Origin of the sequence: Isoptericola aurantiacus (assembly GCF_044769875.1) — a bacterium.
Taxonomy (GTDB): domain Bacteria; phylum Actinomycetota; class Actinomycetes; order Actinomycetales; family Cellulomonadaceae; genus Isoptericola; species Isoptericola aurantiacus.
Genome location: NZ_JBJBAE010000001.1, coordinates 1,181,864 through 1,208,237, shown reverse-complemented (window position 1 = coordinate 1,208,237; position 26,374 = coordinate 1,181,864). Strand labels below are relative to the sequence as shown.

Here is a 26,374-nt window from a genome sequence, read left to right as displayed (position 1 = left end):
CTCACGACCGCAGCGGGTGGGCGTCCTCCGGCGCGGCGCCGACGCTGACGGTGGGCACGCTCTCCACGCCACCGGCCGCCTCGAGCCACCACCCGAGGTTGCGGGCCTGCTCGCCGTACCGGTCGCGCACCACGTGCTGGACGGCGGTGTCCGCGAGCGCCACGTGATCGCGCCAGCCACCGCCGTCGGCCGGGAGCGCCAGCACCCGCAGCCCCCGGCGGAACACGCGCCGGCCGTCGACGACGCCGTAGCGGGGCCGCGCACGGCGCACCAGGTTGATCAGGCGGAACGGCAGCGACGGACGGGTGTCGACGACCCACGGGTCGTCGCCCATCTGCCGGGCGAGGCGCACCTCGTCGAGCACGACGCCGCACGCGGACAGCTCGTGGGCCATCCAGGCGAGCGCGACGTCGGACAGCCCCGCCCGCGGGGACCCGCCGCCGACGTCGCTGTGCCCGCCGGGGAACCAGACCTGCTGCACCCGGTCCGGTGCGTCGTCGTCGTCGGGCACGGTCCACAGGCACGGGGCGAACGTGATGCGGCGCTCGTCGATGGCCAGGCCCTGCCGGGCGACGTCGACGATGGAGGACAGCGTGACGTCGTGGAACTTGCTGCGCCTGCGGGTCAGGCCCGGGACGCCGAGCGCGCCGACGGTGTCGTAGACACCGAGGAACCGCACCCGGACGTCGTAGGAGTGCGCCGCGCGGAACGCGGCCTTGGCCTCGCGGGCAGCGGTCCGTCCGGCCGCGTCCCGCAGCCGGTAGGTGCGCTCGGCGTCGTCGAGCAGGCCCGCGTCGACCGACTCGGGGGTCAGCAGCCCGACCTGCGCGATCATGCCGACGACGCTGCGGGCGGTGTACGCCCCGCGCGAGTACCCCACGACGTGGATCTCGTCGCCGGGCACGTAGTTGGCCGCCAGGAAGCGGTAGCCGTCGACGACGTTCCTCGTCAGCCCGTACCCGAAGGCTCCGCCCAGCAGCCGGTCGACCAGGTACCCGTGCGCGCCGACGCCGCCCACGTAGCCGACCACCTGCACGTCGTCGGTTCCCTCGACGCGGCCGGGCACGACGCACCGGACCAGCTTCTCGACGTTCGTGACCTGTGCGCTGACCGCGTGGTTCCAGGTGCCGTCGCAGCACAGCACGAGTCGCTTCATCGCCCTCACGCCCCTCTCACCGTCAGGGAGGGCGCCACGGGCGCGCAGATACGTGGCCGGCTCAGCCCAACCGGCGCAGGAACTCCCGGGTGCGCTCACGCTGCGGATCGTCCAGCACCTGGGCGGGCGTGCCGCGCTCGTGGACGCGCCCGTCGTGCAGGAACACCACCTCGTCGGCGACCTGCCGCGCGAAATCCATCTCGTGGGTGGCCACCAGCATCGTGGTGCCCTCGTCGCGCAGCGTGCGCAGCAGGTCCAGCACCTCGCCGACGAGCTCGGGGTCCAGGGCCGAGGTGACCTCGTCGAGCAGCAGCAGCTCGGGGCCGCCGACCAGGGCCCGCGCGATGGCGGCCCGCTGCTGCTCGCCGCCGGAGAGCTGGTCGGGGAAAGCCCCCACCTTGTGCCCGAGCCCGACCTTGTCCAGCGTCGCCCGTCCGGCGGCCTCCGCCTCCTCGCGGGGGCGGCGGTGCACGACCCGTGGCGCGAGGGTCACGTTGTCGAGCACGCTCAGGTGCGGGAAGAGGTTGTAGGCCTGGAACACCATCGCCAGCCGCGCCCGCACGGCGTCGGCGTCGACCCACGGGTCGGCCACGTCGACGCCGTCGAGCAGCACCTGGCCGTCGTCGACGTCCTCGAGCAGGTCGACGACGCGCAGCAACGTGGACTTGCCCGACCCGGAGGCGCCCACCAGGACGACGCAGGCGTGCTCGCGCACGTCGAGGTCCACGCCGTCGAGCACCACCGTCCGCCCGGCCCGGCGGCCGCGGCCCGTGGGGAAGGACTTGTGCACGTCGCGCAGGCTCAGCAGCGCCGACGACGGCGGGACGGTCGCGGCGCTCACCGCACGACCCCCGCACCGGCCACGCCGCGCAGCGACCCGCGCCACCCCTGTCGGGCCGACCAGGCGTCCACGAGCCGCGTCAGCGGGATGGACACCAGCAGGAACAGCACGCCCGCCACGACGTAGGGCGTGAAGTTGTAGTCCCCGGTGGTGGCGATCTGCGCGGCGCGGATCGCGTCGACGGCACCGAGGATCGAGATCAGCCCCGAGTCCTTCTGCAGGGACACCAGCACGCTCGCCACCGGGGCCGTGACGTTGCGGACCGCCTGCGGCAGCACGACCTTGCGCACCGCCTGGCCGCGGGTCAGGCCGAGGGACCGTGCGGCGGCCACCTGCGAAGGGTGCACCGACTCGATGCCCGAGCGGAAGATCTCCGCCAGATAGGCGGTGTAGGTCAGGACGATCGCCAGACCGCCCAGGAACGCCGCGCCGACCGGCAGCCACTCCAGGCGCAGGGCGGGCAGCCCGAACCCGACCAGGAGCAGCACCAGCAGCACGGGCACGCCCCGGAACACGTCGACGTACAGCACCGTGAGCACGCGGGCGGGAAACAGCGCGGGCAGCCGGGAGGTCCGCACCACGGCCAGCAGCAGCCCCACGACGAGCCCCACCACGGAGGCCACGATCCAGACGCGCAGGTTGAGCCACAGCCCTGCGGCGACCTCCGGGAGCACCTCCCAGGCGCGCTGGGGGGAGAAGAACGCCTCGCGGGCACGGTCCCAGCCCGGTGCCGTGGTCACCACCACCGCCACGGCGACCACCACGAGCGCGGTGGCGACGGCCGCGACGAGCAGCGCTCGGCGGTGCTGCGCGCGGCGGAACGCCTCGCGTGCCCGCGCGCGCTCGGAGGGCACCCACCCGCCTGTCGCGCTGCTCATGTGCCCGACCGGCTCAGGAGAGCTCGGCGATGTCGTCCGACTTCAGCCACTGCGTGCGCAGCTCGTCGAGCGTGCCGTCCGCCTCCAGGGCGTCCACGGCCGCGGAGACGCACGCCGTGAGCGCCGAGTCCTTGTCCAGGACCAGACCGAGCTGCTCCGGCTCCCCCACGGGCGGCAGGGTGCCGATGACGTGCGTGTCGGGGAAGTAGACGGTCGAGGCGGCCACACCCTGGTCGACGTCCATCACCATGGCGTCGATCGTGCCCGAGCTCAGCGCGGTCATGCCGTCGCCCGCCGCGTTGAACGGCGTCACCTCGACGGCGTCGCCCCAGGCGGACTCCGCGGCGTCGAGCGAGGTCTGCGCCGCCGTCACGCCGATCGTGGCCCCGTCCAGGTCGGCCAGGGACGCCGCGTCCGCGTAGTCGCCCTCGTCGGCCACGATCACGCCCTGACGGCTCGTCAGGTACGGGCTGGAGAAGTCGACGGCCTCGGACCGCTCGTCGGTGATGGTGGTCTGGTAGGCCGCCAGGTCGAACGGCTTGATCGCCGGGGAGATGATCTGCTCGAACGTCACCGTCTCCCAGGCGACGTCCTCGGCCGCGTAGCCCAGCTCCTGCGCGACGGCGTAGACGAGCGCCGACTCGAAACCCTCGCCGCTGGTGGGTTCGCCCACGTACCAGGGCTCGTAGGGTTCGCCCGCGCCGACGGTGAGCGTCCCGTCGGTCAGCGTCGGCAGGTCCCCCGCGGCACACTCCGTGGGCGACGCGGACGCCGTCGTGCCGGCGTCGTCCGTGCCGTCGTCGCCGTCGGCCGAGCAGGCCGCCAGACCGAGCAGGACGACGGGGGCCAGGGCTGCGGCGAGGGCGGGGCGGGATCGCACGGGCGGTTCCTCCAGGTCAGGGACGACGGCGCGGTTCACCGTCGCGGGCCGTCACCGAGCCTAGGCCCGCGCCCCGGCGGCGCACACCGTCCGGGCGTGTGGGTCCGGTCACGTCCTCAGGGATGGACGTGCGCCGGGTCGCCGGTCGAGGCCGTGATGTCGTGCTCGGCCTGGCCGAGCAGCGCGTCGGCGAGCCGGCGCAGGGCACGGCCGGCCGCGACCTCGTCGCCGATCACCGGGATCTCCTCGTCCTGCGGGTCCCGGCGGGCGTGCCCCACCGAGCGCAGGGTGCCGGCGTCGTGCTCGCCCGGACCGGCCACCAGGACGGCCTCCGCCGTCGTGCTGCCCGCGGACTCCACCAGCGAGAGCTGGATGTGCCACGTGACCGAACGCGCCCGCTGCCGCTCCGCGTCGGCGTCCTCGGCGTCGTCGGCGCTGCGCACCAGCGAGTCCGGACCCGGGAACACCAGCGACTCCTCCCCCGTGTCCGACCAGCGCACCTGGTAGGGGGGCGAACCGTCCTCGTGCGGACACCCGACGACGGTGCCGTCCCGGACGGCGCCTCCCACCACGCCCGACGCCGTCACGATCCGGTCCCCGACCGAGGCCCTCATGACGTCCACCTCCGTCTCGCCCTCGAGCGGTCCTGTCCCTCCATGGTGCGCCTCGCGGCGGGGGCTCGCCAGGGGCGGGCACGACGCCGACGGGCTCCGGCGGGGCGCGCCGACGGGTGCGCCCGGACCGGCGCGGGGCGCAGCCGCCGTCAGTGCGAGCGCAACGCCTCGATGAGCTCGTCCTTGCGCATGCCGGACCGCCCCTCGATGTCGAGCTCGGCGGCGCGGGACCGCAGGTCCTCGACGGTCCAGTCCTCGTAGGCCGGCGAGCTGCCGCCCTTCCGGCCCACCTCGCTGCGTCCGCGGTTCGCGGCGGCGTTGGCGATGCGGGCCGACTTCTCCTTGCTGTTGCCCTCGTCGCGGAGCTTCTCGTACAGCTCGTCGTCCTGCACGCTCGGGCCCGGTTCACGCTGCGGCACTGATCTCTCCTCTCCTCGGCGGACCTCTTCATCGTGGGTCGGGACCGGTCCGTGCGCACCTCGACGGCCATCGGTCCGCGCGGGGGTGCGCGGCCACCGCCGCGGGCGAACCGGTATCACCGGACGGCGTCGCGCGCTCTCCACGGGTAGCCGGGTCCGCACCGGACCCCGGGTCCGAGGGGGACCGATGCCTACCTACTTCGTGGCGTGGTGGAACCTGGAGAACCTCTTCGACGAGGAGGACGCCGAGGCGCTCGGCCGCCGGCCGGAGAAGGTCGCCCGCGCGCTCGGCAACAGCGTCTCCGGCTGGACGCCGGAGCTGCGCGACCGCAAGATCGCCCAGCTCGCGACGGTCGTGGCCGGCATGAACGACGGCGCCGGTCCCGACCTCCTCGGTGTGTGCGAGGTGGAGAACCGGTTCGTCGTCGAACGGCTCCGGGACCAGGTCAACGCCACGCTGCCCGCACCGCGCCGCTACGAGATCGTGCACGCGGACACCGACGACGCGCGCGGGATCGACGTGGCGTTCCTCTACGACGCCGAGCTGTTCACCGTCCCGGACCCGCGGGAGGAGTCCGTGTTCTTCCACGTGGTGATGCGTCGCAACGCCACCCGCGAGATCGTCCAGGTCACGTTCGTGACCGCGGCGGGCGGTCGCCGGCTGGTCGTGCTCGGCAACCACTGGCCCAGCCGGAGCGGCGGCCGGCTCGAGTCCGCCGGCTACCGGGCGATCGCCGGCGAGACCCTGGGCTACTTCCACCAGCGGGTCGTCGACATCCTCGGCGCCGGGACGCCCGTGCTGGTGATGGGCGACTTCAACGACGAGCCGTCCGACACCTCGCTGGTCCAGCACGCGCTCAGCACGCGGCAGTCCGCCAAGGTGCTCAACGCCCGGGGCAGGCCGCTGCTGTGGAACCTCATGTGGCCGGCGGGCGGGATCCCGGACGGGACGTTCTACTTCGACAACGAGCCGAACGTGCTCGACCAGATCCTCGTCAACGAGCCGCTGATCGAACCCGGGGCGCCGTGGCACGTGGACGCCGGGTCGGCGCGGATCCACAAGCACCCCGCCATGGTCGACGACGGTGACTACCCGAAGCCCGTCGCGTTCGGCGGGATGGGCAAGCCGGTCGACCGGGACGGGTTCTCGGACCACTTCCCGGTCACCGCCGTCCTCACCGAGACCGACCCGGCCTGACGGCCGCACGTGGGTCCGGGGCGCGATGCCGCTGACTCCCACGTCCTTGCCGCCGACCCGGACATGACGAAAGCCCCCGACCGGAGATCCGGTCGGGGGCTTTCCCTGAGTAGCGGGGGCAGGATTTGAACCTGCGACCTCTGGGTTATGAGCCCAGCGAGCTACCGAACTGCTCCACCCCGCGGCGATGTCCTTAACTCTAGGACACCGAATCGAGCGAAGTCCAATCGATCCGGGCAGATGGGACGCACGTCACAGCACGCCCATCTGCCCGGATCGGCCGGATCACTGGTTCAGCTCACCCTCCGCCGCCAGCGCCTCCTCGAGCGCCGCCTGCAGACGCTCCTGGGCCTGCCCGTACGCGGTCCAGTCGCCGTCCTGCAGCGCCTGGTTGCTGTCCGTCAGGGCCTGGTTGGCGTCCTGCAGCGCCGCGTCGAGGCGGGCCTGCGGCGACCCGTCCGTGGCGTCACCGGTGTCCTGCGTCGCGGTGGGCTCCGGAGTCGGCTCGGTGGTCTCCGACGCCGTGGGCTCCGGCGTGGGTTCGACGGTCTCGCCCGTCTCCGGGTCCACCTCGTCGGTCGGCACCTCCGAATCGGCCTCGCTGGCGTCGCCGGCCTGGGCACCCGAGTCGCCGCCGAACACCTGGTCGAGCGCCTCGTCGAGGGTCTCGGCATACCCGGTCTGGTCACCGAAGGCCACGAGCACGCGGCGCAGCAGCGGGAACTGCGTCCCGGAGCCCGACTGGATGTACACCGGCTGCACGTACAGCAGGCCGCCACCGACGGGCAGCGTCAGCTGGTTGCCGCGGACCACCTCGGAGTCCCCGCGCCCCAGGATGTTGAGCTGCTCGGAGATCGTCGGGTTGGAGTTGAAGTTGTTCTGTACCTGACCGGGGCCGGGCACCGTCGAGTCACGCGGCAGCTCGAGCAGTCTCAGGCTGCCGTACCCCTCGGCGACCTCGCCGTCCTGGTCCCCGGCGTCGGCGTCCACCGCGAGGTACCCGGTGAGGATCTCGCGGTCGGTGATGCCGCCGGGGATGAACGTGCTGGTCAGGGAGAAGGCGGGTTCGTCCTGCCCCGGCATCTGCAGCGTCAGGTAGTACGGAGGCTGCTTGGAGGAGACCGGGTCGTCGCTGCCGACCGGGTCGTCGGGGGTCTCCCACTCGTCGGAGCCGGCGAACAGCTGGACCGCGTCGGTGACGTGGTAGCGCTCGAGCAGGGTGCGCTGGACCTTGAACAGGTCCTCCGGGTACCGCACGTGCGACATCAGGTCGCCGGAGATCTCGTCGATCGAGTGCAACGAGTCGGGGAACACCTGGCTCCACGCCTGCAGCAGGGGGTCCTCGGCGTCCCACGCGTACAGCGTGACGCTGCCGTCGTAGGCGTCCACGGTGGCCTTGACCGAGTTGCGGATGTAGTTCACCTCGGGCGGCAGCTCGATCGGCACCCCCTGGGCGCCGAGCGTGAGCGAGTCCGTCGTCGCCTCCTGCATCTGGGTGCTCGTCGAGTACGGGTAGGCGTCCGACGTCGTGTAGGCGTCCACGACCCACTTCACGCGTCCGTCGACGACCGCCGGGTACACCTTGTTGTCGAGCGTCAGCCAGGGCGCGACCTTCGCGATGCGTTCCTGGGGGTCACGGTCGTAGAGGATCTGCGAGGCGTCGGTGACCCGGTCGGAGAAGAAGATCTGCTCGTCGCCGAACTTCAGCGCGTAGAGCAGCTTGTGCAGGAACGAGCCGATCTCCGGCCCGGCCTCCACCTCGTCCGTGGGGAACTGGTACAGCTGCTGCTGCCCGCCCTCGGCGTCCGCCTGGTAGTCGAGCTCCCAGGGCTCGGTGCCCTCCGGGGCGCCGACGATGGAGTACGCCGGTGCCTCCGGGCTGAAGTAGATGCGCGGCTCGTAGCCGTCGGAGAACATGTCGGTCAGGGCGCCCTGGGTCGGGATGCCCCCCTCGAAGAACGCGGGCTGGCCGTCCGGGCCCGGCTGGTTGCCGTAGGCCGCCACGACGCCGAACCCGTGCGTGAACACCGTGGTGTCGTTCGTCCAGTTCCGGTCCGTCAGGCCGTCCAGGTTGAGCTCGCGCACCGCGATGACGGTGTCCTTGGACTCCCCGTCGATGTCGTACCGGTCCACCGCCAGGTTGTCGGTGAAGTTGTAGTACTGCTTGTTCTGCTGCAGCTGGCGGAACGAGGGGCTGACGACCTGGGGGTCGAGCAGACGCACCGAGGCGGTGGTGTCCGCGTCGTCGCGCAGCTGGCCCGCCTCCGCCTCCGTGACCGCGTCGTACTGCTGGGACTCGATGTCGTCGATGTCGAACGCGCTCAGGGTGGCGTCGATGTTGCGCTGGATGTAGGGCGCCTCGAGCGACTGCGCGTTCGGGTCCACCTGGAAGCGCTGCACGACGGCCGGGTAGATGCCGCCGATCGCGATCGCGGAGACCACCATGAGCCCGACGCCGATCGCCGGCAGCCGCCACGTGTCCCGGAACGCCGCCACGACGAAGAGGATCGCGACGAGCACGGCCACACCGGTGAGGATCTCCTTGGAGGGGATGACGGCGTGCACGTCGGTGTAGGAGGCGCCGTCGTAGCGCTCGTGCTGGTTGGTCAGGATCGAGTACCGGTCCATCCAGTAGTTGGCTCCGATGAGGAGCATCAGCACCGTGCCCAGCACGGCCAGGTGGATCCGCGCCGCCGTCGTCGTGCGCGACGACCCCGCGGGGATCTGACCGATCCGCAGGCCCCCGTACAGGTAGTGCGTCACCACCGCGGCGATCGCCGAGATGACCACGACCGCCATGAGGAAGCTGACCACGAACCGCAGCACCGGCAGGGTGAAGACGAAGAAGCCGACGTCGAGCCCGAACTCGGGGTCGGACTGGCCGAACGACTGCCCGTTGAGGGCCAGCAGCACCGTCTCCCACTGGGAGGAGGCGGCCACCCCGGCGAAGATCCCGATGAGCACCGGCCCGGCGTAGGTGACGATCTTGCGCAGCGGCTCGACCGCCTCGCGGTACTGGTCGAGCGTGGCCTGCTCCGGCGTCGACGGCGCGTACACCGGCCGCGACCGGTAGCCGATCGCGAACGAGCTGTACACGGCGGCGCCCATCACCAGGAACGCGACGACGAACAGCACGGCGCGGGTGGTCCACTGGGTCCAGATGACGTTGGAGAAGCCGACCTGGGTGAACCAGAGGACCTCGGTCCAGAAGTTCGTCAGGAACAGCAGGGCGACCACCAGGACTGCCAGGACCACCACGGTGATGAGCAGCGGACTGCGGCGTCTCGCCGGTGGTGGGCCGTCCTGACGACGGGGCGGGGCGAAGGACACGGAGCGGGCACCTCATTCGTGCGCGGAACGGTTCACGTGCGGGCACGCGGGGACGTCAGGTCAACGCCCCGGCGTTCCATCAGGTTCCCACGATTCCGACACCGGCGGCCACCAGGACGCTCACGAGTCGGTCACGATCGGCGCCGGCTCAGCCGCAGCGGGGCAACGACCCCCCGTCACCCGCTCCGATCGCCTCCATCGCGGCCCTCGCCTCGGCCAACGTGGAGACCGAGACGACCTCCAGCCCGTCCGGCTCGTGCCCCACGACCTCGCCGCAGTTGTCCGACGGCGCGAGGAACCACTGCGCGCCGTCGCGCAGCGCGCCGTACATCTTCTGCTCGATGCCGCCGATCGGGCCCACCGAGCCGTCCACGTCCATCGTCCCCGTCCCGGCGACGACGGCCCCGTTCAGCTCGTCCTCCGGTGTCAGCAGATCGATGGTCCCCAGCGCGAACATGGTCCCGGCGCTCGGGCCGCCGATGTCCTCGATCCCGTAGGACACGTCCACCGGGAAGTCGTACTGCGGGTCGATGAGCACCCCGAGCAACGCGCGGTCGTCGCCCTCGCCGGTCGTGACCGTGAGGTCCGTCGGTTCGCCGTCCCGCTCCACGCCGAGCACGACGTCGTCGCCCGGGGTGACGTCGTCGAGCGCCGCGAGGAGCTCCGGGTAGGTGTCGAGCGGCTCGCCGTCCAGGGAGACGATGACGTCACCCTCGGCGACGACGCCCTCGGCGCCCGTCCCGGCGGCCGCGCTGACGACCGTCATGGTCGTGGGCACCTCGTACCCCAGCTCGGTCAGCGCCGCGACGGTGGCGGACTCCTGCGAGCTGAGCATCTGGGCCTGGCCCTGCTCCTGCTGCTCCTCGGAGGTGATGGCCTCCGGGAAGATCGCCTCGACCGGCTGCACGGACCGCTCCTGGGACGCCCAGCCCCACAGCACGTCACCGAGGAGGACGTCGCCGCCCGGCCCGCCGTACACGGACACCGTCGTCAGGCGCAGCTGCCCGGAGGCGGGAAAGGTCTCGGCACCGGAGATCTGGATGAGCGGCACCTCGGAGGCGCTCTGCCCGGCGCCCTGGTCCTGGGTTCCCAACGTGTCCTCGGTGGGCCCCGGCGTCCGCACCGCGTACGGCGTCGGGGTGACCATGAGCACCGCCGCCAGGGCCGCGGTGACCAGCAGCGAGACCACCAGGGTCACCGAACGCGGGTTCGCGGGTCGACGCCGGGACGCAGGACGCGCGCGCGGATCGTCGTCGTCGGGGCGGGGAGCCGCCAGGGCCTGCCCGAACGACTCGAACGGTGGGTGACTGCGGTCGAAGCTCACCGGTCCATCATCGCCGATGCCCGGTGGTGCCCGTGCGCCCAGAGCGAAAGCCGGAACGCACCACCGCCCGCCGTCGTCGTGCATGGGTACCGTGAGCGTGCGGCGATCGCCGCAGCGGAAGGAGCCGAGGACTGTCATGAGCGACCTGCCCGACGACCCCGACGAGCGCGACCGTGCGTTGCGCGACGCGCTGCGCGGCATCTTCGGCGACCGGACGGACGAGGTGCTGGCCCAGATGCGCTCGCAGGGGCTGGACCCTGCCGCGCTGCTCGGCGGCGCCACGCCCGACCCGGCCACCATGCAGCGCCTCATGGCGCAGCTGCAGCAGCTGTTCACCTCCGACTCCGGACCGGTCAACGCCCAGGTCGCGCACGACCTCGCCCGGCAGGTCGCCGTCGCCGAGGGCGACCCGTCGCTGAGCGGCGCCCAGGCGCGCTCGGCCACCGAGGCGCTGCGCGTGGCCGAGCTGTGGCTCGACGCCGTGACCGACCTGCCGCCGTCGGGCGGGCCCGTGCACGCGTGGAGCCGCAGCGAGTGGGTCGAGGCGACGTTGCCCGCGTGGCAGAAGCTCGTCGCCCCGGTGGCGTCGTCGGCGGCGGACGCGCTCGGCACCGTGCTGCGCGGCCAGGTCGGCGACGACGACCTCGGCGGCATCGAGGTCCCGGGCATGCCGGTCTTCCCCGGCGGCGGGCTGGGCAACCTCGACCCCGCGACGATGATGCGCTCGCTCGGGTCCGCCGTGTACGGCATGCAGGTCGGCCAGGCCGCCGGCACGCTCTCGCGCGAGGTCTTCGGTGCCACCGACGTCGGCGTCCCGCTGCTGCCGGACGCCGCCACCGTGCTGCTGCCCACCAACGTCGCGGCCTTCGCCGAGGGGCTCGACTCGCCGTACGAGGAGGTGCAGCTCTACATGGCCGTGCGCGAGGCCGCGCACGCGCGCCTCTTCGTCCACGTGCCCTGGCTGCGTTCGCACCTGCACGGGCTCGTGGAGCAGTACGCCCGCGGCATCACGATCGACCTCGACACGCTCGAGTCGCAGGTGCGCGACATCGACATGTCCGACCCGGAGGCGTTGCGCGGCGCCCTGAGCGGCGACGTGTTCGGGCTGCACAACACCCCCGAGCAGCAGGCGACCCTGCTGCGGCTGGAGACGGCGCTCGCGCTGGTCGAGGGCTGGGTGTCCGAGGTCTCCGCCATGGCGGTGCTGGCACACCTGCCGCACTCGGTGCCGCTGCGCGAGATGATCCGTCGTCGCCGGGCCGCGGGCGGCCCTGCCGAGCACACGTTCAGGTCGCTGGTCGGCCTCGAGCTGCGGCCACGGCGGTCCCGCGACGCGTCCGCGCTGTTCGCGCACCTGCTCGCCACGGGCGGTCCCGAGGCGCGGGACGCGGTGTGGGACCACCCCGACCTGCTCCCGGGCACCGAGGACCTCGACGACCCGTCCGGGTACGCCGACCGCCGCACCGCCCAGGCGGCCGAGCAGTCCGACGTCGACGCGGCGCTCGCGCAGATCTTCTCCGAGTCGACGGACGAGGAGGGGTCGGCCGGCTGAGCCGTGGTCAGGACGCCGAGGAACCCGAGTCCGCGTCGTCGTCGCGGGACCCGTCGGCCGTGAACGCGACCCCCTCGAGGAACCCGCGGGCCCGCTCGGTGCGCGGGTAGGACTCGAGCAGCTTCCAGAAGTCCGGCCCGTGCCCGGCGTGCAGCAGGTGGGCGAGCTCGTGCAGCAGCACGTAGTCGATCACCCACTCGGGCATGCCCTGCAGACGGGTGGAGACCCGGATCGAGCCGTCGACCAGCGTGCACGAGCCCCACCGGCGTTCCTGGTTGGCCGCCCACCGCACGCTCGTGGGCCGGGCCAGCCCGTCCAGGTACTTGACCGACAGCTCACGGGCCCGCTCGACGAGCTCGGCGTCGGACGGCCGCCGACGGCGTTCCTTGTCCTCGAGCCGGGCCACCATCTTGGCCACCCACTCGCGTTCCTGGGCCTGCGAGAAGCGCGCCGGGATGGCCACGACGGTGCGATCGCCGTCGCGGTACGCACTGACGGTCGCGGTCCGACGGCGGCTCCGCCGGACCTCGACGGACGCCACCGTGTCCCGGGCCACGCCTCGACCATACCGGGACCACGTGTCCGGTGTGTGACGAGCCACACCGGGACGGCAGCTGTCCACAGGGCTGTGGACCGGCCGGGCGCGCCGCGCGGCCGCCCTGCCAGGGTGCCGTCATGGTGTCCGTCGACGTCCCGCCCCCGTCCTCCACGCTCCGCCTGCGACCGGGCACCCCCGTCCTCGACCGCGGTGGCGGCGAGGTCCAGCTCGGCACCGACGAGCGCTGGGCGCTGGTCCTGGCCGGGCTGGCGGACCACGAGGCGTCGTGGCTCCACGAGGCCGCCTCCCGCCGGCACGCCACGCTGCCGGGCACCGCCGCGCGGCACCGTGTCCCCGACGACCGCCGCGACCAGATCGTCCGGCAGCTCGCCGACTGCGGCTTCCTGGTGCCGACGCCCCGCACCCGGGCCGAGGTCCTGGCCACGGCGGGCGGCGGCGCCGACGCCCCGGCGGTGGGCGCGCTGCGGCCCGACGGCGCCGGCACCGTGACGCTGGCCCGGCGGGTCCTGCGCACGGTCGCCCTCAGCGGGCTCGGCAGGATCGGCGCGGCCACGGCGGCGCACCTCGCCACCGCCGGCGTCGGGACGGTCCTGCTCGACGACGACACCCCCGTCCAGGTGACCGACCTGGGCGCGGGCACCTACGAGGAGACCGACGTCGGGCACCGGCGCTCCCACCGGCTGCAGGACCTGTTCGCCCGCCGGTACCCGCGCACGCGCGTCGGCCTCACGTGGCGCGAGGAGACGCCGCCGGACGTCGTGGTGAAGATCTGCGACCGGGTCGCCCGGCCGGAGACGTTCGCCCGGCTCATGAGCACCGGCGTCGCGCACCTCCCGGTGGTCGTCGGCGAGGCGGACGTGGTTCTCGGTCCGTTCGTGCTGCCCGGCCGGACGGCGTGCGTGTCCTGCCGGCACCGCCACGCCGTCGACGCCGACGACCGATGGCCCCGGCTCGTCGGACAGCTCGCGCGATGGCCCGGCCCGGCGTCCCAGGAGACCGTCCTCGCCGCGACGACCGCGGCGCTCGCGGCCGGTCAGGTGCTGGCCCATCTCGACGGGGTCCGGCCCGCCGCGGCGAACGCCCTGCTCGAGGTGCGCCTGCCGGACACGCTGCCTCGCGTGCTGCCGACCGGGCCGCACCCGGGGTGCGGCTGCACGGCCGCGGCCCCGCCGTCGTCCCGCCGCAGCCGTGCCGACGTGCCGCCGGGGACATGAGGAGGCCGCCGGGCGGATCGACGTGCGATCCGCCCGGCGGCCGGGGGTGATGACATGGTCGGCTGGTCGGTCGGCGTGCGGGGAGGCGGTCAGGCCGCCTGCTGCTCCGACTTGCGAGGGCGGCCACGACCCCGCTTGCGTGCCACGACCACCCCGTCGACGAAGACCTCTCCGCCCCACACGCCCCACGGCTCGGAGCGGTCCAGCGCTCCGGCCAGGCAACCGGCCTGCAGCGGGCACGAGCGGCACAGGGCCTTGGCCTGCTCCACCTGCGTCGTGTGCTCGGCGAACCAGAGCTCGGGGTCGTGGGTGCGGCAGGGCAGCAGCTCGGTGAGCTGCCGATCGATCTCGGCCGCCTCGGCCGGGGTCTGTGCCACGGGTTGGTGCGGTGTCCAGCGGCTCGCGCCACCGGCGGGGGTCGCGTCGAGCAGCCGCTCGTCCAACAGCTGTGCGAGACGCACGATGGTCCTCCGTCAGGTCCTGGGGTGTGGTGAACGTCGTTGTTCAGGACCTGCGGACGACCCCCTGCTGTCAGGGGGCCGGATCGTCCGGCCGGTGAGGGCCGAGTTCCCGGTGAGGAATGACGAAGGCCGCGGGTCCCGAGTGGACTCCGCGGCCTGGATCGGTCAGCTGACCGGACATCTCCAGGATGCGGAGCGGGATGCGAGATCGACGAGAGCAGTGCCTGCTCCGTGGCGCGTGCGAAGGCGCACAGCCGGCTCGAAGCCACGCAGGGCAGAGTTCTCCCCCGTCGCGATACCGGTCGCGCCGATGTTCCGCTTCATGATGTCCATCTCTTCCCACCTCCTCATCTGTCTCGGGCCCCGCACCTCTCGGTGGGCGCCGCAACGAACTCGGTCACCACGAGCATAGACCGGGCCGGGCGGCACGCCACATCTTTTTTCGAGATTTTCTTCGCGATCTTCGTCGGGAGGCTCACGCACCCTCCACCGAGCCCGCCACGAGGGCCAGCAGCGTCTCACCGTACCGGTCGATCTTCGCCGGTCCGATGCCGTTGATCTGGGCCAGCTGCGCCGTCGACGCCGGCCGCAGCTCGGCGATCGCCGCCAGCGTCGCGTCCCCCAGGACCGTGTACGCCGGCTTGTCCGTCTCCCGCGCCACCGACGTGCGCCACTCGCGCAGCGCGTCGAACAACGCGACGTCGGCCTCGCCGGTCAGCTGGGCGCGGGCCTGACCGCGGGGGGCCCGCCCGCCGCCGGAACGCCCCCGGCCCCGTCCGTCGTCGGGCCACAGGCCGTCCAGGAACCGGGTGCGCTTGCGGCTCGCGCGCCCGCCGGGGTTGCGCGAGCGCGCGTAGGACAGCTCGAGGTGCTCCCGTGCCCGGGTGATGCCCACGTAGAGCAGGCGCCGTTCCTCGGCCACGCCCTCGTCCGTCTCCACCAGCGAGATCGGCATCAGTCCTTCGTTCATGCCCGCCAGGAAGACCGCGTCCCACTCCAGGCCCTTCGCGGCGTGCAACGAGGCCAGGGTGACGCCCTCGACCGTCGGGGCGTGCTGGGCCGCGGCGCGTTCGGCCAGCTCGTCCACGACCGTCTGGAGCGTGGCCGGTGCGTCCGGCGGCGCGGCGGCCGCCAGGTCGTCCGCGAGCCCGACCAGCGCCCGCATCGCCTCCCACCGCTCCCGTGCCGCCCCTCGGGCGGCCGGGGGCTCGGTGGACCAGCCGGCAGAGACGAGCACGTCGCGCACCTGCTCCGGCATCGGCTGGTCGGGGTCGGCGGACCGGGCGGCGCCGCGCAGCAGCACGACGGCGTCACGCACGTCCCGCCGCGTGAAGAAGCGCTCGCCGCCACGCACCTGATAGCTCACCCCGGCGTCCGAGAGGGCCGACTCGAACGACGCGGACTGGGCGTTGGTCCGGTACAGCACGGCGATCTCGCTGGGCCGCACCCCGTCCGCGACGAGCCGTGCGGCACGGGCGGCGACGCCGGCAGCCTCCGCCTCGTCGTCGTCGTACGTGGTGAAGGACACCGGCGGCCCGGCCGGACGCTGGGCGACCAGCTCCAGCGCGCCGGCGACCCGGCCCCGGCGCAGCAGGTCGTTGGCCAGGTGCACCACCTGCGGCGTCGAACGGTAGTCCCGCACCAGCCGGATCACCTGGGCGTCGGCGTACGTGCGCGTGAAGTCCAGCAGGTAGTGCGGCGTCGCGCCGGTGAACGAGTAGATGGTCTGGGACGGGTCGCCGACGACGCAGAGCTCGCGCCGCCCGCCCAGCCACTGGTCGAGCAGGAACTGCTGCAGCGGGGAGACGTCCTGGTACTCGTCCACCACGAAGTGCCGGTACTGCGAGCGCACCTGGTCGCCCACGTGCGGGTGCGAACCGAGCATGTCGGCCAGCATCAGCAGCACGTCCTCGAAGTCGATGACCCCCCGCTCGGTCTTGACCTCCTCGTAGGCGGTGACGAGGCGGGCGACCGTCTGGTGGTCGTAGCCCGACGGCGCGGGGCGGTCGTCCGCGGCGGCCGCGGCGACGTAGTCCTCGGCCGTGACCAGGGAGACCTTGGCCCACTCGACCTCGCTGGACAGGTCGCGCACCGCCACCCGGTCGACGCTCGCGCCGATCCGCCGCGCGGCCTCGGCCACGGCGGGGGCCTTGTGCTCGAGGATCTGCGGGGGCGCGCCGCCGACGATCCGTGGCCAGAAGTACCCGAGCTGGCGCAGGGCCGCGGCGTGGAACGTGCGCGCCTGGACGCCCGCGACCCCGAGCGCGCGCAACCGGGTCCGCATCTCCCCGGCGGCGCGCGCGGTGAACGTCACCGCCAGCACCGACGTGGGCGGGTACGCCCCCGTGCGCACCCCGTAGGCGATCCGGTGCGTGATCGCCCGCGTCTTGCCGGTGCCCGCGCCGGCGAGCACGCAGACGGGTCCCGCCAGGGCCAGGGCGACGTCGCGCTGGTCCGGGTCCAGCGCGTCGAGGATGGCGTCGGGATGAACCGGGGCGTCCGGGGAGTTGGTCGCAAGAGACATCGTCTGCGATTGTCGCAGCCGAGACCGACACCGACCCCCGGTATCCACAGGAGGCCCCGAGATGACCGCCACGCCGACCCTGCCCGACCGCGGCACCATCACCATGTACTCGACGACCTGGTGCGGGTACTGCCGTCGGCTGCGCACGCAGCTCGACTCGGAGGGCATCGGCTACACGGTGATCGACATCGAGGACGACCCGGCCACCGCCGAGTTCGTCGAGCAGGTCAACGGCGGCAACCGCACGGTCCCGACCGTCGTCTACCCGGACGGCTCCGCCGCGACCAACCCGTCCCTGGCGGACGTCAAGGCCGCCCTGGCCTGAACGGCCCCGTCGTCACCGGGCGCCCGGCGTCACCAGGCGCCCGGCAGCTCACCGCCGAACCACTCCTCGATGAGCGACCGCGCGATCGAGTGCCGGCCGGGCAGCCCGACCTCCCCCGATGCGGCGGCCGCGTGCAGCTCGTCCCGGGTGAACCAGCGCGCGTCGGTGACCTCCTCGTCGTCGGTCGTCACCGCGGTGCCCACCGCGCGGGCGCGGAAACCCAGCATCAGCGAGGCCGGGAACGGCCACGCCTGCGAGCCGCGGTAGACGACGTCGCCCGGCCCGGTCCCGACCACGACGCCGGACTCCTCCGCGACCTCGCGCCGCACCGTGTCCTCCAGCGACTCCCCCGCCTCGACGAAACCCGCCAGCGTGGAGTAGCGACCCTCGGGCCAGCGGGCGGCGTGGCCCAGCAGCAGCCGGTCCGCATCGTCGACGACCGCCATGATCACGGCCGGGTCGGTCCGCGGGTAGGTGCGCCGGTCGTCCACCGGGCACCGGCGCTCCCACCCGGCCTGGCCCACCTGCGTCGGCGTACCGCACACCGCGCACAACGGGTGGGTCGTGTGCCACCCGGCCAGCGCGACGGCCTCGACGGCCAGCCCGTGCACCAGCACCGTGCGGTCGTCGTCGGCGTCGAGCGCCGCCGCCTGCGCCCGGGTGATCTCCCGCAGCCCCGCCCAGCCGTCGGTCCCGGCGGGCGGCGCGGGCTCGCCGGACCCGCCCGGCGCGGACGCGTCGGGAAGCACGAGGCCCAGGTAGGTGGCGTCGTCGTCCTCACCGAGATGCAGCCACAGCCCGTCCGGCAGACCGGCGGGCGGCATAAGGGCCGCATGCGGAGCCTGCGGGTCGACGACGGCGAGGCGCCCGCGGTGCAGGACCAGCACCCGGGTGGTGGGTACGGCCAGCGACGTGCCGATCAGATCGGGATCGGCGCGGCGGTGCGCGGCGCGGTCGTGCCGGGTACGGGAGAAGGGCAGCTCGAGCGGGTGCACGTCTGCGACCGTACGGCACCTCTGCGGCACAGGCTCCGCCGCGGACGGGACGCCGCCGCGGACACGCCCTGGGACGCAGCGCTGCGCCGCGGCGTCGCCGGACTACGGTGAGCCTGTGCCCCGCAGCCCGCTCGCCCTCGCCGCACTGTCGACGGCCGCCGTACCCGGCCTCGATGCGCGATCCGTGCACCCCGAGGACCTGCCGGGCGACTACGACGTCGCGATCGTCACCACCGGCGAGGGCGAGGAGTGGATGGTGCGTGCCCCGGCGACGGCGCTGGCCGGTGCCGCCCTCGAGGCGGAGATCGAGCTGCTCGAGTCGCTGCACCTCTACGTCGAGGCCGGTGTGCTGCCGTTCTCGGTGCCACGGATGGCCGGGTCGGCGCTGCTGCCCGAGGGCGGCCGCGCCGTCGTCCACCGGCGGCTGACCGGATCACCGCTGGACGTGTCCGCCCTGCGCCCCGGTCCGGGGCTCGCCGCCGACCTGGGCCGCACCCTCGCGGCGGTGCACGAGCTGCCCGTCGCGGTGGTCGAGGCCTGCGGGCTGCCGTCCTACACCGCGGCCGAGTACCGCGAGCGCCGCCTGGTCGAGCTCGACGAGGCCGCCGCGACGCGCCGGGTGCCCGCCACCCTGCTGCGCCGCTGGGAGACCGCGCTGGAGGACGTCGGGCTGTGGCGGTTCCAGCCGGTGGTGGTCCACGGCGACCTCGCGCCCGACCAGGTGCTCGTCACGGGCCAGCGGGTCACCAGCCTGGCCGGCTGGTCCGAGGCGCGGGTGGCCGACCCCGCCGACGACCTGGCCTGGCTGCTCGCGGCGGCCCCTCCGGACTGCGTGGACGCCATCATGGAGGCCTACCAGCTGCGGCGGACCGAGATCACCGACCCCCGGCTGGTGGACCGGGCGCTGCTGGTCGGCGAGCTGGCGCTGGCGCGCTGGCTGCTGCACGGGGTGCGGCGGCGCCTGCCCGACGTCGTCGCGGACGCGGAGTCGATGCTGGCGGACCTGGACGAGGCCACCCGCGAGGACAGCACCGCCTGAGGCGCAGGTGCAGCGCAGCGCAACCGCAGCCTCCGGCGACGGCCACCGTGCTAGGCGCCCCGGACCAGCGCCTCCAGGCCGGCCTCGTCGAGCAGCTCGGTCGGACGGACCGTGGTGCCCGAGGACACGTAGACGAACGCTGCGCCGACCTTCTCGACCGGCAGCCCGGACCATCGTGACCAGGCGAGCCGGTAGGCGGCGAGCTGCACCTCCCGCTGCGCCCGCTCGTCGGGGTCGCGGGGTTCGCGGCCGGTCTTCCAGTCCACGACGACGACGGCGGGCGGCTCGCCGGGAGCAGGCTCGGGTGCGTCGGGGTCGACGAACACCGCGTCCATGCGTGAGCGCACCATGACACCGGCGACGGGCGTCTCGACGTCCTGCTCGACGGCGACGGGTGTGAGCGCGGCCCACGGCGTCCGTTCGAACCCGGCACGCAGGTCCTCCAGGGCGAGGTCGGTCCCATCGGCCGGGTCGTCGGCACCGGGCAGGTCGTCGACGTCCATCAGGGAGGCCTCGGAGTAGTACTGCTCGATCCAGGCGTGGAAGAGGGTCCCGCGGCGGGCGTGCACGGTCGGCTCGCTGGGCACGGGCCGGCGGAGCTGGCGGGCGAACTCGTCGCGGTCGTGGGCCAGGCGCACCAGACCCGACGCCGAGAGGTGGGCGGGCATCTCGACGGAGGGGCCCTCGTGCTCGGCACGCTCCGCCAGCAGGATCCGGGTGAGCTCGACGAGGTCGTGGCCGGCGTCGTCCGTCAGCACGCCCTCCGGCGGCTCGGTGCCCTCGTGCGCGGTCACGGCGACCCGGTCCGCGGTGGCGCGCAGGACGTCCCGGGCGGAGCCGCCGCCGGCATGACCCGCCCCCGGCAGACCGTCCGCGACCGGGGGGGTCGCGGCACCGTCGGCGACCTCGGCGCCCGCCGCTGCGTCGGGAGCCGGCCAGACACCGGTGCGCTCGGTCTCGCCCCGCGGGTTCGACGTCTCGGCGTCCGGGGCGGGCTCCCAGCCGGCGGCGTCGACGAGGCCGGCCTCGGCCAGCTCGACCAGGAACGGGGAGATCCTGCGGGGCCGGGAGCCCGTCCCCCACCAGTGGGCGGTGCACAGCAGCTCGCGGCGGGCACGGGTGAACGCGACGTAGGCGAGACGTCGTTCCTCGCGGAGCTGGTGCGCGCCGGCGTCCAGGACGAACTCCTCGCGCCGGGCCATCAGGTCCTTGGTGTCCACCGCGGCGTCGACAGTGAACGCCGGCAGGTCGTCGGCGTCGCCGCGCAGGTGGTACGGCAGCGCCCCGAGGTCGGACAGCCAGGCGCTGTCGGTCCGTCCCCGGGACGACTCGGCACTCGTCGGGAAGATCCCGTCGACCAGGCCCGGGACGGCGACGACGTCCCACTCGAGCCCCTTGGCGGCGTGGGCGGTGATGATCTGCACGGCGTCCGGGTCGGGTTCACGCACGGGCATGTCCAGGCCGCGCTCCTGGTCGTCGGCGACCCCCAACCAGGCGAGGAACGCGCCCAGCGTGGCGACGTCGGCCGACTGCGCGAAGCTCGCCGCGACGTCCCTGAAGGCGTCCAGGTGCTCCCGACCACGCCGGCTGACGCCCTCCGCGGCCGTCGCGCCGCCGGAGGCCACCAGGGCGTCGGCGAGCAGCTCGGCCGTGGCGACCTCGACGTCGAGGCCCAGGGCACGCTCTGCGGTGACGACCAGCTCGGGCAGCGACAGGTAGGTCAGGGAGCGCAGCTCGCGCAGGAGGCGTGCGAGCGCGGTGAGGCGGGTGTGACCGTCCGCCGAGAGGACCCGGCCGTCGTGGGCGGGACGGCCGGGTTCCGGCAGGTCGTCCAGCGCGTCGACGATGGATCGGTGGTCGACCACGTCCCCCTCGACGACGGTCGCCTCCCCGGCGTCGTCGTCAGCGCGGGGGGCGTCCGTACCGTCCGGGCCGGCGCCGGGCGACCGGCGGCGGGGCGCGTCCCGCCGCGCCAGGTCGGCGGCCCGGGAGCCGAGGGCGTGCAGGTCGGCAGCCCCGAGATTCACCCGGGGCCCGGTCAGGAGCCGCAGCAACGAGTCCCCCCGCGACGGGTCGTGCACCGCCTCCAGCAGCGCGACGACGTCCACGACCTCGGGGGTGGTCAGGAGCCCGCCCAGCCCCACGACCTCCACCGGCAGCCCGCGGCGGCGCAACGCCGTCTCGATCGCCGGGAACTGGGACCGGACGCGGCACAGCACGGCGGCCGTGACGCGGTCGGAGGAGTCCGGCCGTGCGGCCCGGCGCCAGCGGGCCGCCACGAAGTCCGCGACGGCCTCCGCCTCCTCCTCCAGCGTCGCCGCGACGTGGGCGGCCACGGCCCCCGGACCGGCATCACGACGCAGGTCGAGCGGCGGGACCCGCACTGCCGTCGAACCCGCCGTCTCGCGCAGCGGTCCGGCCGCGACGTTCGCCGCGGTCAGGACCGCGGCGTCGTTGCGCCACGAGGTGCTCAGGTAGCGCACCGCGGCCGCCCCGCCGTCGACGTGCCGGAACCGGTCGGGGAACCTCGCGAGCCCCGACGCCGAGGCACCGCGCCACCCGTAGATCGACTGGTGCGGGTCGCCCACCGCCGTCACCGCGTGCCCGCCGCCGTACAGGCCGGCGAGCAGCTCCACCTGGGCGTAGCTGGTGTCCTGGTACTCGTCGAGCAGCACCACGCGGAAGCGGGAACGCTCGGCCGCCCCGACGGCCGGCACGGCCCGGGCGAGCTCGGCCGCGAACGCGACCTGGTCGCCGAAGTCGAGCGAGTCGGAGTTCCGCTTGCGGCGGCGGTACTCGGCCACCACGTCCAGCAGGCGGGCACGCTCGGCCACCGACGCGACGAGCTTCTCGACCTCGCGGGTGCGCTGCCGCTGCCGCGGACCGAGCGGCAGGGCCTCGAGGCGGTCGACCAGAGCGACCAGCGCCTCACGCGCCGTGGCCACGTCGAGCAGGTGCTCACCGAGCGCACCCGACAGGGACAGGACCGCCTTGACCACCGTGCTGACCGCCTTGTCGGTGCCCAGGTCACCGTCCCAGGACTCCACCACCTCGGCGGCGAGCTGCCACTGGTTCGCCTCGCCGAGCAGCCGCGACCCGGGCTCGACGCCCAGGCGCAGCCCGTGGTCGGCGACGAGCGAGGCGGCGTAGGCGTTGTACGTCGCGATCGTGGGACGGGCGAGCAGGTCGAGGTCGGCGGCCGACCGTCCTCGTGCCCGCGCGAGCTGGGCCAGGCGCGACTGCACGCGCGTGGACAGCTCGCCGGCGGCCTTGCGGGTGAACGTCAGCCCGAGGACCTCCTCCGGTTCCACCCTGCCGTTGGCGATGAGCCAGACCACGCGTGCCGCCATCGTCTCGGTCTTCCCGGACCCGGCCCCGGCCACGACCAGCACCGGGTCCAGCGGCGCCTCGATGACCGCGACCTGCTCCGGGGTGGGCGCGGGACGCCGCAGCAGCGCGGCGATGTCCAGCGCGGACAGCCCTGCCGACGGTGCCGCGTCCGCCGTCGGCTCGGGCACGTCGAGCGCGGGAAACCCGAGCTGCGCGCTGCGCCCCGGCGCGCCGAGCGCCGCCCAGTCGACGCCGTCGAGCGGCTGCTCCTCCTCCCGCCGGGGCTCGGGGTGCTGCGGCGTCGTCACGAGATCACGCTCCGTCCTTCGGGCTGCACGGGGCAGCTGCGGCGCACCGGGCACATGCTGCACAAGTCGTTCTCCCGGGCCGTGAACGCGGAGGCCGCCATCGTGTCGGCGGCCTGCTCCACCAGCGCGCGCGCCCAGCTCGACCCGTCGGGCGCCGGGTCGAGCGAGGGTTGGGTGCGCAGCGACGGCCCCTTGGTGTCGGTGCCGACGAACACCAGCCGCGCCCCGGTGGTGCGGGTCCCGGGGGGAAGGTCGAGCGCGCCCTCGGTGACGGCGAGCTGGTAGGCGCCGAGCTGGGGGTTCTCCGCGGCCTTGTCCTTCGAGGGGGCCGACCGTCCGGTCTTGAGGTCGGCCACGGAGACGGCGTCCTCCCCGTCGCGCTCGACCCGGTCGATCTTGCCCCGCAACCGGGCGCGGCCGACCTCGAGGTCGAACGCGGGCTCGATCAGCAGCGGCTCGCCGGCGTCGGCCGTGTAGACGGCGAGCCGCTCGACCATCGCCTCGGCCCGCCGCCGCAGCTGCCGCGTGGGCCAGCCCTCGGGGAGCGCGAGCTCCGGCCAGCGCCGGTCCAGCTCCGCGCGCAGCACCGTCAGCGGGGCCGCCGGGTGCTCCTCGGCGATGCTGTGCACCAGCGTGCCGAGCGTCTGGTGGGTCGCGTCCGGGGCGGTGCCACCGGCGGACTCGAACGCCCAGCGCAGCGCGCAGGTCGTCACCGTGTCCACCTTCGACGGCGAGACCGTCACCTCGTCGTCCCGCCCCCACAGCGGGCCGTCGCTGGACGCGGGCTCGACGCCGTACCAGGTGCGAGGATCGGCCTCCGCCACCCCTGCCTCGGCGAGGTGGACCAGCAGGGACGCCGCGACGTCGGCACGCGGGTCGTCGACCGCCGCCGGGCCGGCCGGGCCCCGCTCCGCCGCGCCGTCGGCGAGACGCGCCGTCGCCTCGCGCACCAGCTCGGCCCGGGCGGCGGCGACCACGCCGCGCAGGTCCAGCGGCGGGCCGACCGGGACACGCCGCGGGTCGGGACCCTCGGGGTCGCCGTCCCCGCGCGGAGCGACGAGGTCGCAGAACACCGACGGGGAGTCCTCGGCGTCCTCGACCGCCGTCACGAGCAGGCGCCGCCGCGCCCGGGAGGTCGCCACCGCGAAGGCGCGCAGCTCGTCGGCGAGCACCTGGGCGCGCGCCTCCTTGCCGACGCCGTGGGCGTCCCGGGCCCGGCCGGCGAGCAGCTCCACCAGGGCCTGCGACCCCAGCAGCGAGTCCCGCAGCCGCAGGTCCGGCCAGACTCCGTCCTGCACCCCGGCCACGACCACGACGTCCCACTGCCGGCCGGCGGCGCCCGCCGGCGTCAGCGCCTCGACGGCACGGGCACCGGTGGCGGCAGCCGCGAGGGAGTCCGCCGGCAGGTCCTGCGAGGCGAGATAGTCGACGAACGCGGCGACCGGCGCCCCCGGCATACGCTCCACGTACGTCTCGGCCGCGCGGAACAGGGCCAGCACGGCGTCGAGGTCCCGGTCCGCGCGCACGCCCGCGGGACCGCCGGCCAGCGCCAGGTCCCGCCAGCGCTCCGCCAGCCCCGTCGCCGCCCAGACGGCCCACAGCACCGTCTGGGCGGTGGCCCCCTCGACGCCGGCACCGGCCCGACCGGCGGCGAGCACGCGAGCCACCGCCACCGGCCCCCGCCGCACGGCCGACGGCAGCGTGGCGGCGCGGTCGGGGTCCGCGAGCACCTCGACGAGCAGCGCGTCGGAGGACCGCCCGCCCCCGCCGGAGAGCTCCTCGGCGCGCAGGGCCCGGCGTAACCGGCGCAGCGAGACCGCGTCCAGCCCGCCGACCGGGGACGTCAGCAGCAGCGCGGCCGTCTCGGCGTCCAGCGCGGGCAGCGGCTCGGGTGCGGGCCCGCCGGCGTCCTCGGATCCCGCTTCCGGCGCCGGCGGCCGCAGCTCGGCGAGCATCCGGTCGACGCCGGCCGGCCCCGCGCACACGCGCAGCGCGGCGAGCAGCGGGACGACGGCGGGCTCGTCGCGCAGCGGGACGTCCGACCCGAGCAGCGCCACCGGCACGGAGGCCGCCACGAGGTCGCGGCGCAACGAGGCCAGCCGGTCGCCGCTGCGGGCCACCACGGCCATGCGTTCCCAGGGGGTGCCGTGCAGCAGGTGCTCGGCGCGCAGCTCGCGGGCGACGTACGCCGCTTCCTGCGCGGTCCCGGCCAGCACCGCGACGTCGACCCGGGGCGCGGCCTCGTCGCCGCCCACCGCCCCGTCCTCCTCCTCGGGGCTCTGCTCCGGGCGCGCCGCCGCGCCACGGTGGAGCGCCCCGGAGACGGTGGCGACGCGCGCGGTGACGGCGCGGGTGACCGCGCGCAGCGCCTCGGGCTGCCGCCACGAGGTGCCGAGGACGACCGTGCGGGCGTCGAAGGCGCCCACCTCGCCGGGCCGCGCCGCGGCACGCCCGACGAGCCCCGGCGCGGCGCCGCGGAAGCCCTGCACCGCCGCGTCCGGGTCGGCCAGCAGCACCAGCCGCGCGCCGGCGTCGTGCAGCACCCCGAGCAGGCGGGCGGTCGCGACCGTGGACTCCTGGTGGTCGTCCACGACCACCAGGTCCCACGTCGGCGCCGGGACGCCGGGCACCACGTCCTCCCACTCGGCCAGGGTCCGCGCGGCCTCGTCGACGACGACGGCCGGGTCGTAGCGCGCGCCGGCGTCCGGGGTCCCCGTGCGCAGCGCCGTGACGTCGAGGTACTCCTCGTACAGGCGCGCGGCGAGCTCCCACTCCGCCCGCTCGTGACGCCGCCCCAGCTCGGCCAGGTCGACCGGGGCCAGGCCGCGCTCGGCGGCGCGCATCAGCAGGTCGCGCAGCTCCTGCCGCAGCCCGCGCAGGCCCAGCGAGTCCTCCGGGAGCCCGTCCGGGAGCGGCAGGGGGCCGCCCTCCCCCGCGAGATGTCCCTCCAGCAGCTCGGTGAGCACCAGGTCCTGCTCCGGGCCCGAGACCAGCGTGGGCGGCGGCTCGCCGAGCGCACCCGCGCACGTGCGCAGCACCGAGAAGGCCGCGGAGGCGGCGGTGCGGACCATAGGGGCCCCGATCGTGCGCCCCGCCGCGGCGGCCACCTCGTCGCGGAGCCGTGCCGCTCCCCGCCGCGACGCCGACAGCACCAGCACGCGCGACGGGTCGTACCCCGCGGCGACCGCCCGGACGGCCACCTCCCGCGCGACCGTCGTCTTACCGGTGCCCGGCGCTCCCACCACGAGCGTGGCCGGCGCGGACAGGCCGCTCTCGACGGCGGCGACCTGCGTGCTGTCCAGGGTCCGGGTGACCCCGCCGTCCGGGACGGGGGCCGGTGGCACGAGGCGGACCGTCGGTCGGTCGGTGGCGGTGGCTGACATCGAGGAGATTCGACCACGGGCCACCGACACGCCGCCTGCACGCC

General features: G+C 74.6%; 19 protein-coding genes and 1 tRNA gene. 5 read left to right on the top strand and 15 right to left on the bottom strand.

Features of this window, described 5'->3' with window-relative positions:
• Nucleotide 1: 1 nt before the first annotated feature.
• The 6 genes from ACIQLL_RS05475 to ACIQLL_RS05450 all read right to left on the bottom strand — a co-directional run bounded on the left by ACIQLL_RS05475 (nucleotide 2) and on the right by ACIQLL_RS05450 (nucleotide 4,788).
• The gene (locus ACIQLL_RS05475; RefSeq protein ID WP_402464136.1) at nucleotides 2–1,156 is read right to left on the bottom strand and encodes a DUF2235 domain-containing protein; all 1,155 of its coding nucleotides are present in this window, start codon (nucleotides 1,154–1,156) and stop codon (nucleotides 2–4) included.
• Nucleotides 1,157–1,217: 61 nt separating this feature from the next.
• Complete coding sequence (locus tag ACIQLL_RS05470; RefSeq protein ID WP_402464134.1) at nucleotides 1,218–1,997, bottom strand: amino acid ABC transporter ATP-binding protein; 780 nt, start codon at nucleotides 1,995–1,997, stop codon at nucleotides 1,218–1,220.
• Nucleotides 1,994–2,875, bottom strand: a complete 882-nt coding sequence (locus tag ACIQLL_RS05465) for an ABC transporter permease subunit (RefSeq protein WP_402464132.1) — start codon at nucleotides 2,873–2,875, stop codon at nucleotides 1,994–1,996. The genes ACIQLL_RS05470 and ACIQLL_RS05465 overlap by 4 nt, the downstream gene beginning before the upstream one ends.
• A gap of 13 nt (nucleotides 2,876–2,888) precedes the next feature.
• Nucleotides 2,889–3,755 (bottom strand): ABC transporter substrate-binding protein, encoded by an 867-nt coding sequence (locus ACIQLL_RS05460; protein ID WP_402464130.1) that lies wholly within the window; start codon nucleotides 3,753–3,755, stop codon nucleotides 2,889–2,891.
• Nucleotides 3,756–3,871: 116 nt separating this feature from the next.
• Entirely contained in the window at nucleotides 3,872–4,369 is a 498-nt protein-coding gene (locus ACIQLL_RS05455; protein ID WP_402464128.1) for a dsRBD fold-containing protein, read from the bottom strand.
• Between the two features lie 149 nt (nucleotides 4,370–4,518).
• Nucleotides 4,519–4,788, bottom strand: coding sequence for a DUF7218 family protein (locus ACIQLL_RS05450; RefSeq protein ID WP_402464127.1), 270 nt, complete (start codon nucleotides 4,786–4,788; stop codon nucleotides 4,519–4,521).
• A gap of 187 nt (nucleotides 4,789–4,975) precedes the next feature.
• Here ACIQLL_RS05450 and ACIQLL_RS05445 point away from each other — a divergent pair, with 187 nt between their 5' ends.
• A complete protein-coding gene (locus ACIQLL_RS05445) occupies nucleotides 4,976–5,986 on the top strand; it encodes an endonuclease/exonuclease/phosphatase family protein (protein ID WP_402464125.1) in 1,011 nt (336 codons plus the stop codon).
• 110 nt (nucleotides 5,987–6,096) lie between these two features.
• On the opposite strand, the gene ACIQLL_RS05440 is transcribed toward ACIQLL_RS05445, so the two are convergent.
• The 3 genes from ACIQLL_RS05440 to ACIQLL_RS05430 form a co-directional block, all read right to left on the bottom strand.
• Nucleotides 6,097–6,170: transfer RNA gene (locus ACIQLL_RS05440), tRNA-Met, on the bottom strand.
• 101 nt (nucleotides 6,171–6,271) lie between these two features.
• Nucleotides 6,272–9,316 carry a UPF0182 family membrane protein gene (locus ACIQLL_RS05435; RefSeq protein ID WP_402464123.1) on the bottom strand — a complete coding sequence of 1,015 codons (3,045 nt, stop codon included), beginning with the start codon at nucleotides 9,314–9,316 and terminating at the stop codon, nucleotides 6,272–6,274.
• Nucleotides 9,317–9,464: 148 nt separating this feature from the next.
• Complete coding sequence (locus ACIQLL_RS05430) at nucleotides 9,465–10,640, bottom strand: YlbL family protein (RefSeq protein ID WP_402464121.1); 1,176 nt, start codon at nucleotides 10,638–10,640, stop codon at nucleotides 9,465–9,467.
• A 136-nt stretch (nucleotides 10,641–10,776) separates the two neighbouring features.
• Between ACIQLL_RS05430 and ACIQLL_RS05425 the strand changes: the two genes are divergently transcribed.
• Entirely contained in the window at nucleotides 10,777–12,192 is a 1,416-nt protein-coding gene (locus ACIQLL_RS05425) for a zinc-dependent metalloprotease (protein WP_402464119.1), read from the top strand.
• A gap of 7 nt (nucleotides 12,193–12,199) precedes the next feature.
• Here ACIQLL_RS05425 and ACIQLL_RS05420 read toward each other — a convergent pair whose 3' ends face one another.
• Complete coding sequence (locus ACIQLL_RS05420) at nucleotides 12,200–12,748, bottom strand: M48 metallopeptidase family protein (RefSeq protein ID WP_402464117.1); 549 nt, start codon at nucleotides 12,746–12,748, stop codon at nucleotides 12,200–12,202.
• A 119-nt stretch (nucleotides 12,749–12,867) separates the two neighbouring features.
• Between ACIQLL_RS05420 and ACIQLL_RS05415 the strand changes: the two genes are divergently transcribed.
• Nucleotides 12,868–13,965 carry a ThiF family adenylyltransferase gene (locus ACIQLL_RS05415; protein ID WP_402464115.1) on the top strand — a complete coding sequence of 366 codons (1,098 nt, stop codon included), beginning with the start codon at nucleotides 12,868–12,870 and terminating at the stop codon, nucleotides 13,963–13,965.
• An 89-nt stretch (nucleotides 13,966–14,054) separates the two neighbouring features.
• On the opposite strand, the gene ACIQLL_RS05410 is transcribed toward ACIQLL_RS05415, so the two are convergent.
• Nucleotides 14,055–14,426: a WhiB family transcriptional regulator gene (locus tag ACIQLL_RS05410; RefSeq protein ID WP_402464113.1), complete on the bottom strand. Its 372-nt coding sequence runs from the start codon at nucleotides 14,424–14,426 to the stop codon at nucleotides 14,055–14,057.
• A gap of 475 nt (nucleotides 14,427–14,901) precedes the next feature.
• Nucleotides 14,902–16,950 (bottom strand): ATP-dependent helicase, encoded by a 2,049-nt coding sequence (locus tag ACIQLL_RS05405; RefSeq protein ID WP_402464111.1) that lies wholly within the window; start codon nucleotides 16,948–16,950, stop codon nucleotides 14,902–14,904.
• A gap of 61 nt (nucleotides 16,951–17,011) precedes the next feature.
• On the opposite strand from ACIQLL_RS05405, the gene ACIQLL_RS05400 reads away from it, so the two are divergent.
• Nucleotides 17,012–17,275, top strand: coding sequence for a mycoredoxin (locus ACIQLL_RS05400; RefSeq protein WP_402464109.1), 264 nt, complete (start codon nucleotides 17,012–17,014; stop codon nucleotides 17,273–17,275).
• Between the two features lie 29 nt (nucleotides 17,276–17,304).
• On the opposite strand, the gene nudC is transcribed toward ACIQLL_RS05400, so the two are convergent.
• Nucleotides 17,305–18,270, bottom strand: coding sequence for an NAD(+) diphosphatase (gene nudC, locus ACIQLL_RS05395; RefSeq protein WP_402464107.1), 966 nt, complete (start codon nucleotides 18,268–18,270; stop codon nucleotides 17,305–17,307).
• A 115-nt stretch (nucleotides 18,271–18,385) separates the two neighbouring features.
• Between nudC and ACIQLL_RS05390 the strand changes: the two genes are divergently transcribed.
• Entirely contained in the window at nucleotides 18,386–19,309 is a 924-nt protein-coding gene (locus ACIQLL_RS05390) for a phosphotransferase (protein ID WP_402464105.1), read from the top strand.
• A gap of 50 nt (nucleotides 19,310–19,359) precedes the next feature.
• On the opposite strand, the gene ACIQLL_RS05385 is transcribed toward ACIQLL_RS05390, so the two are convergent.
• Nucleotides 19,360–22,947: a UvrD-helicase domain-containing protein gene (locus ACIQLL_RS05385; protein WP_402464103.1), complete on the bottom strand. Its 3,588-nt coding sequence runs from the start codon at nucleotides 22,945–22,947 to the stop codon at nucleotides 19,360–19,362.
• Complete coding sequence (locus ACIQLL_RS05380; protein WP_402464101.1) at nucleotides 22,944–26,330, bottom strand: ATP-dependent helicase; 3,387 nt, start codon at nucleotides 26,328–26,330, stop codon at nucleotides 22,944–22,946. Before ACIQLL_RS05380 ends, ACIQLL_RS05385 begins: the two co-directional genes overlap by 4 nt.
• Nucleotides 26,331–26,374: the final 44 nt, after the last annotated feature.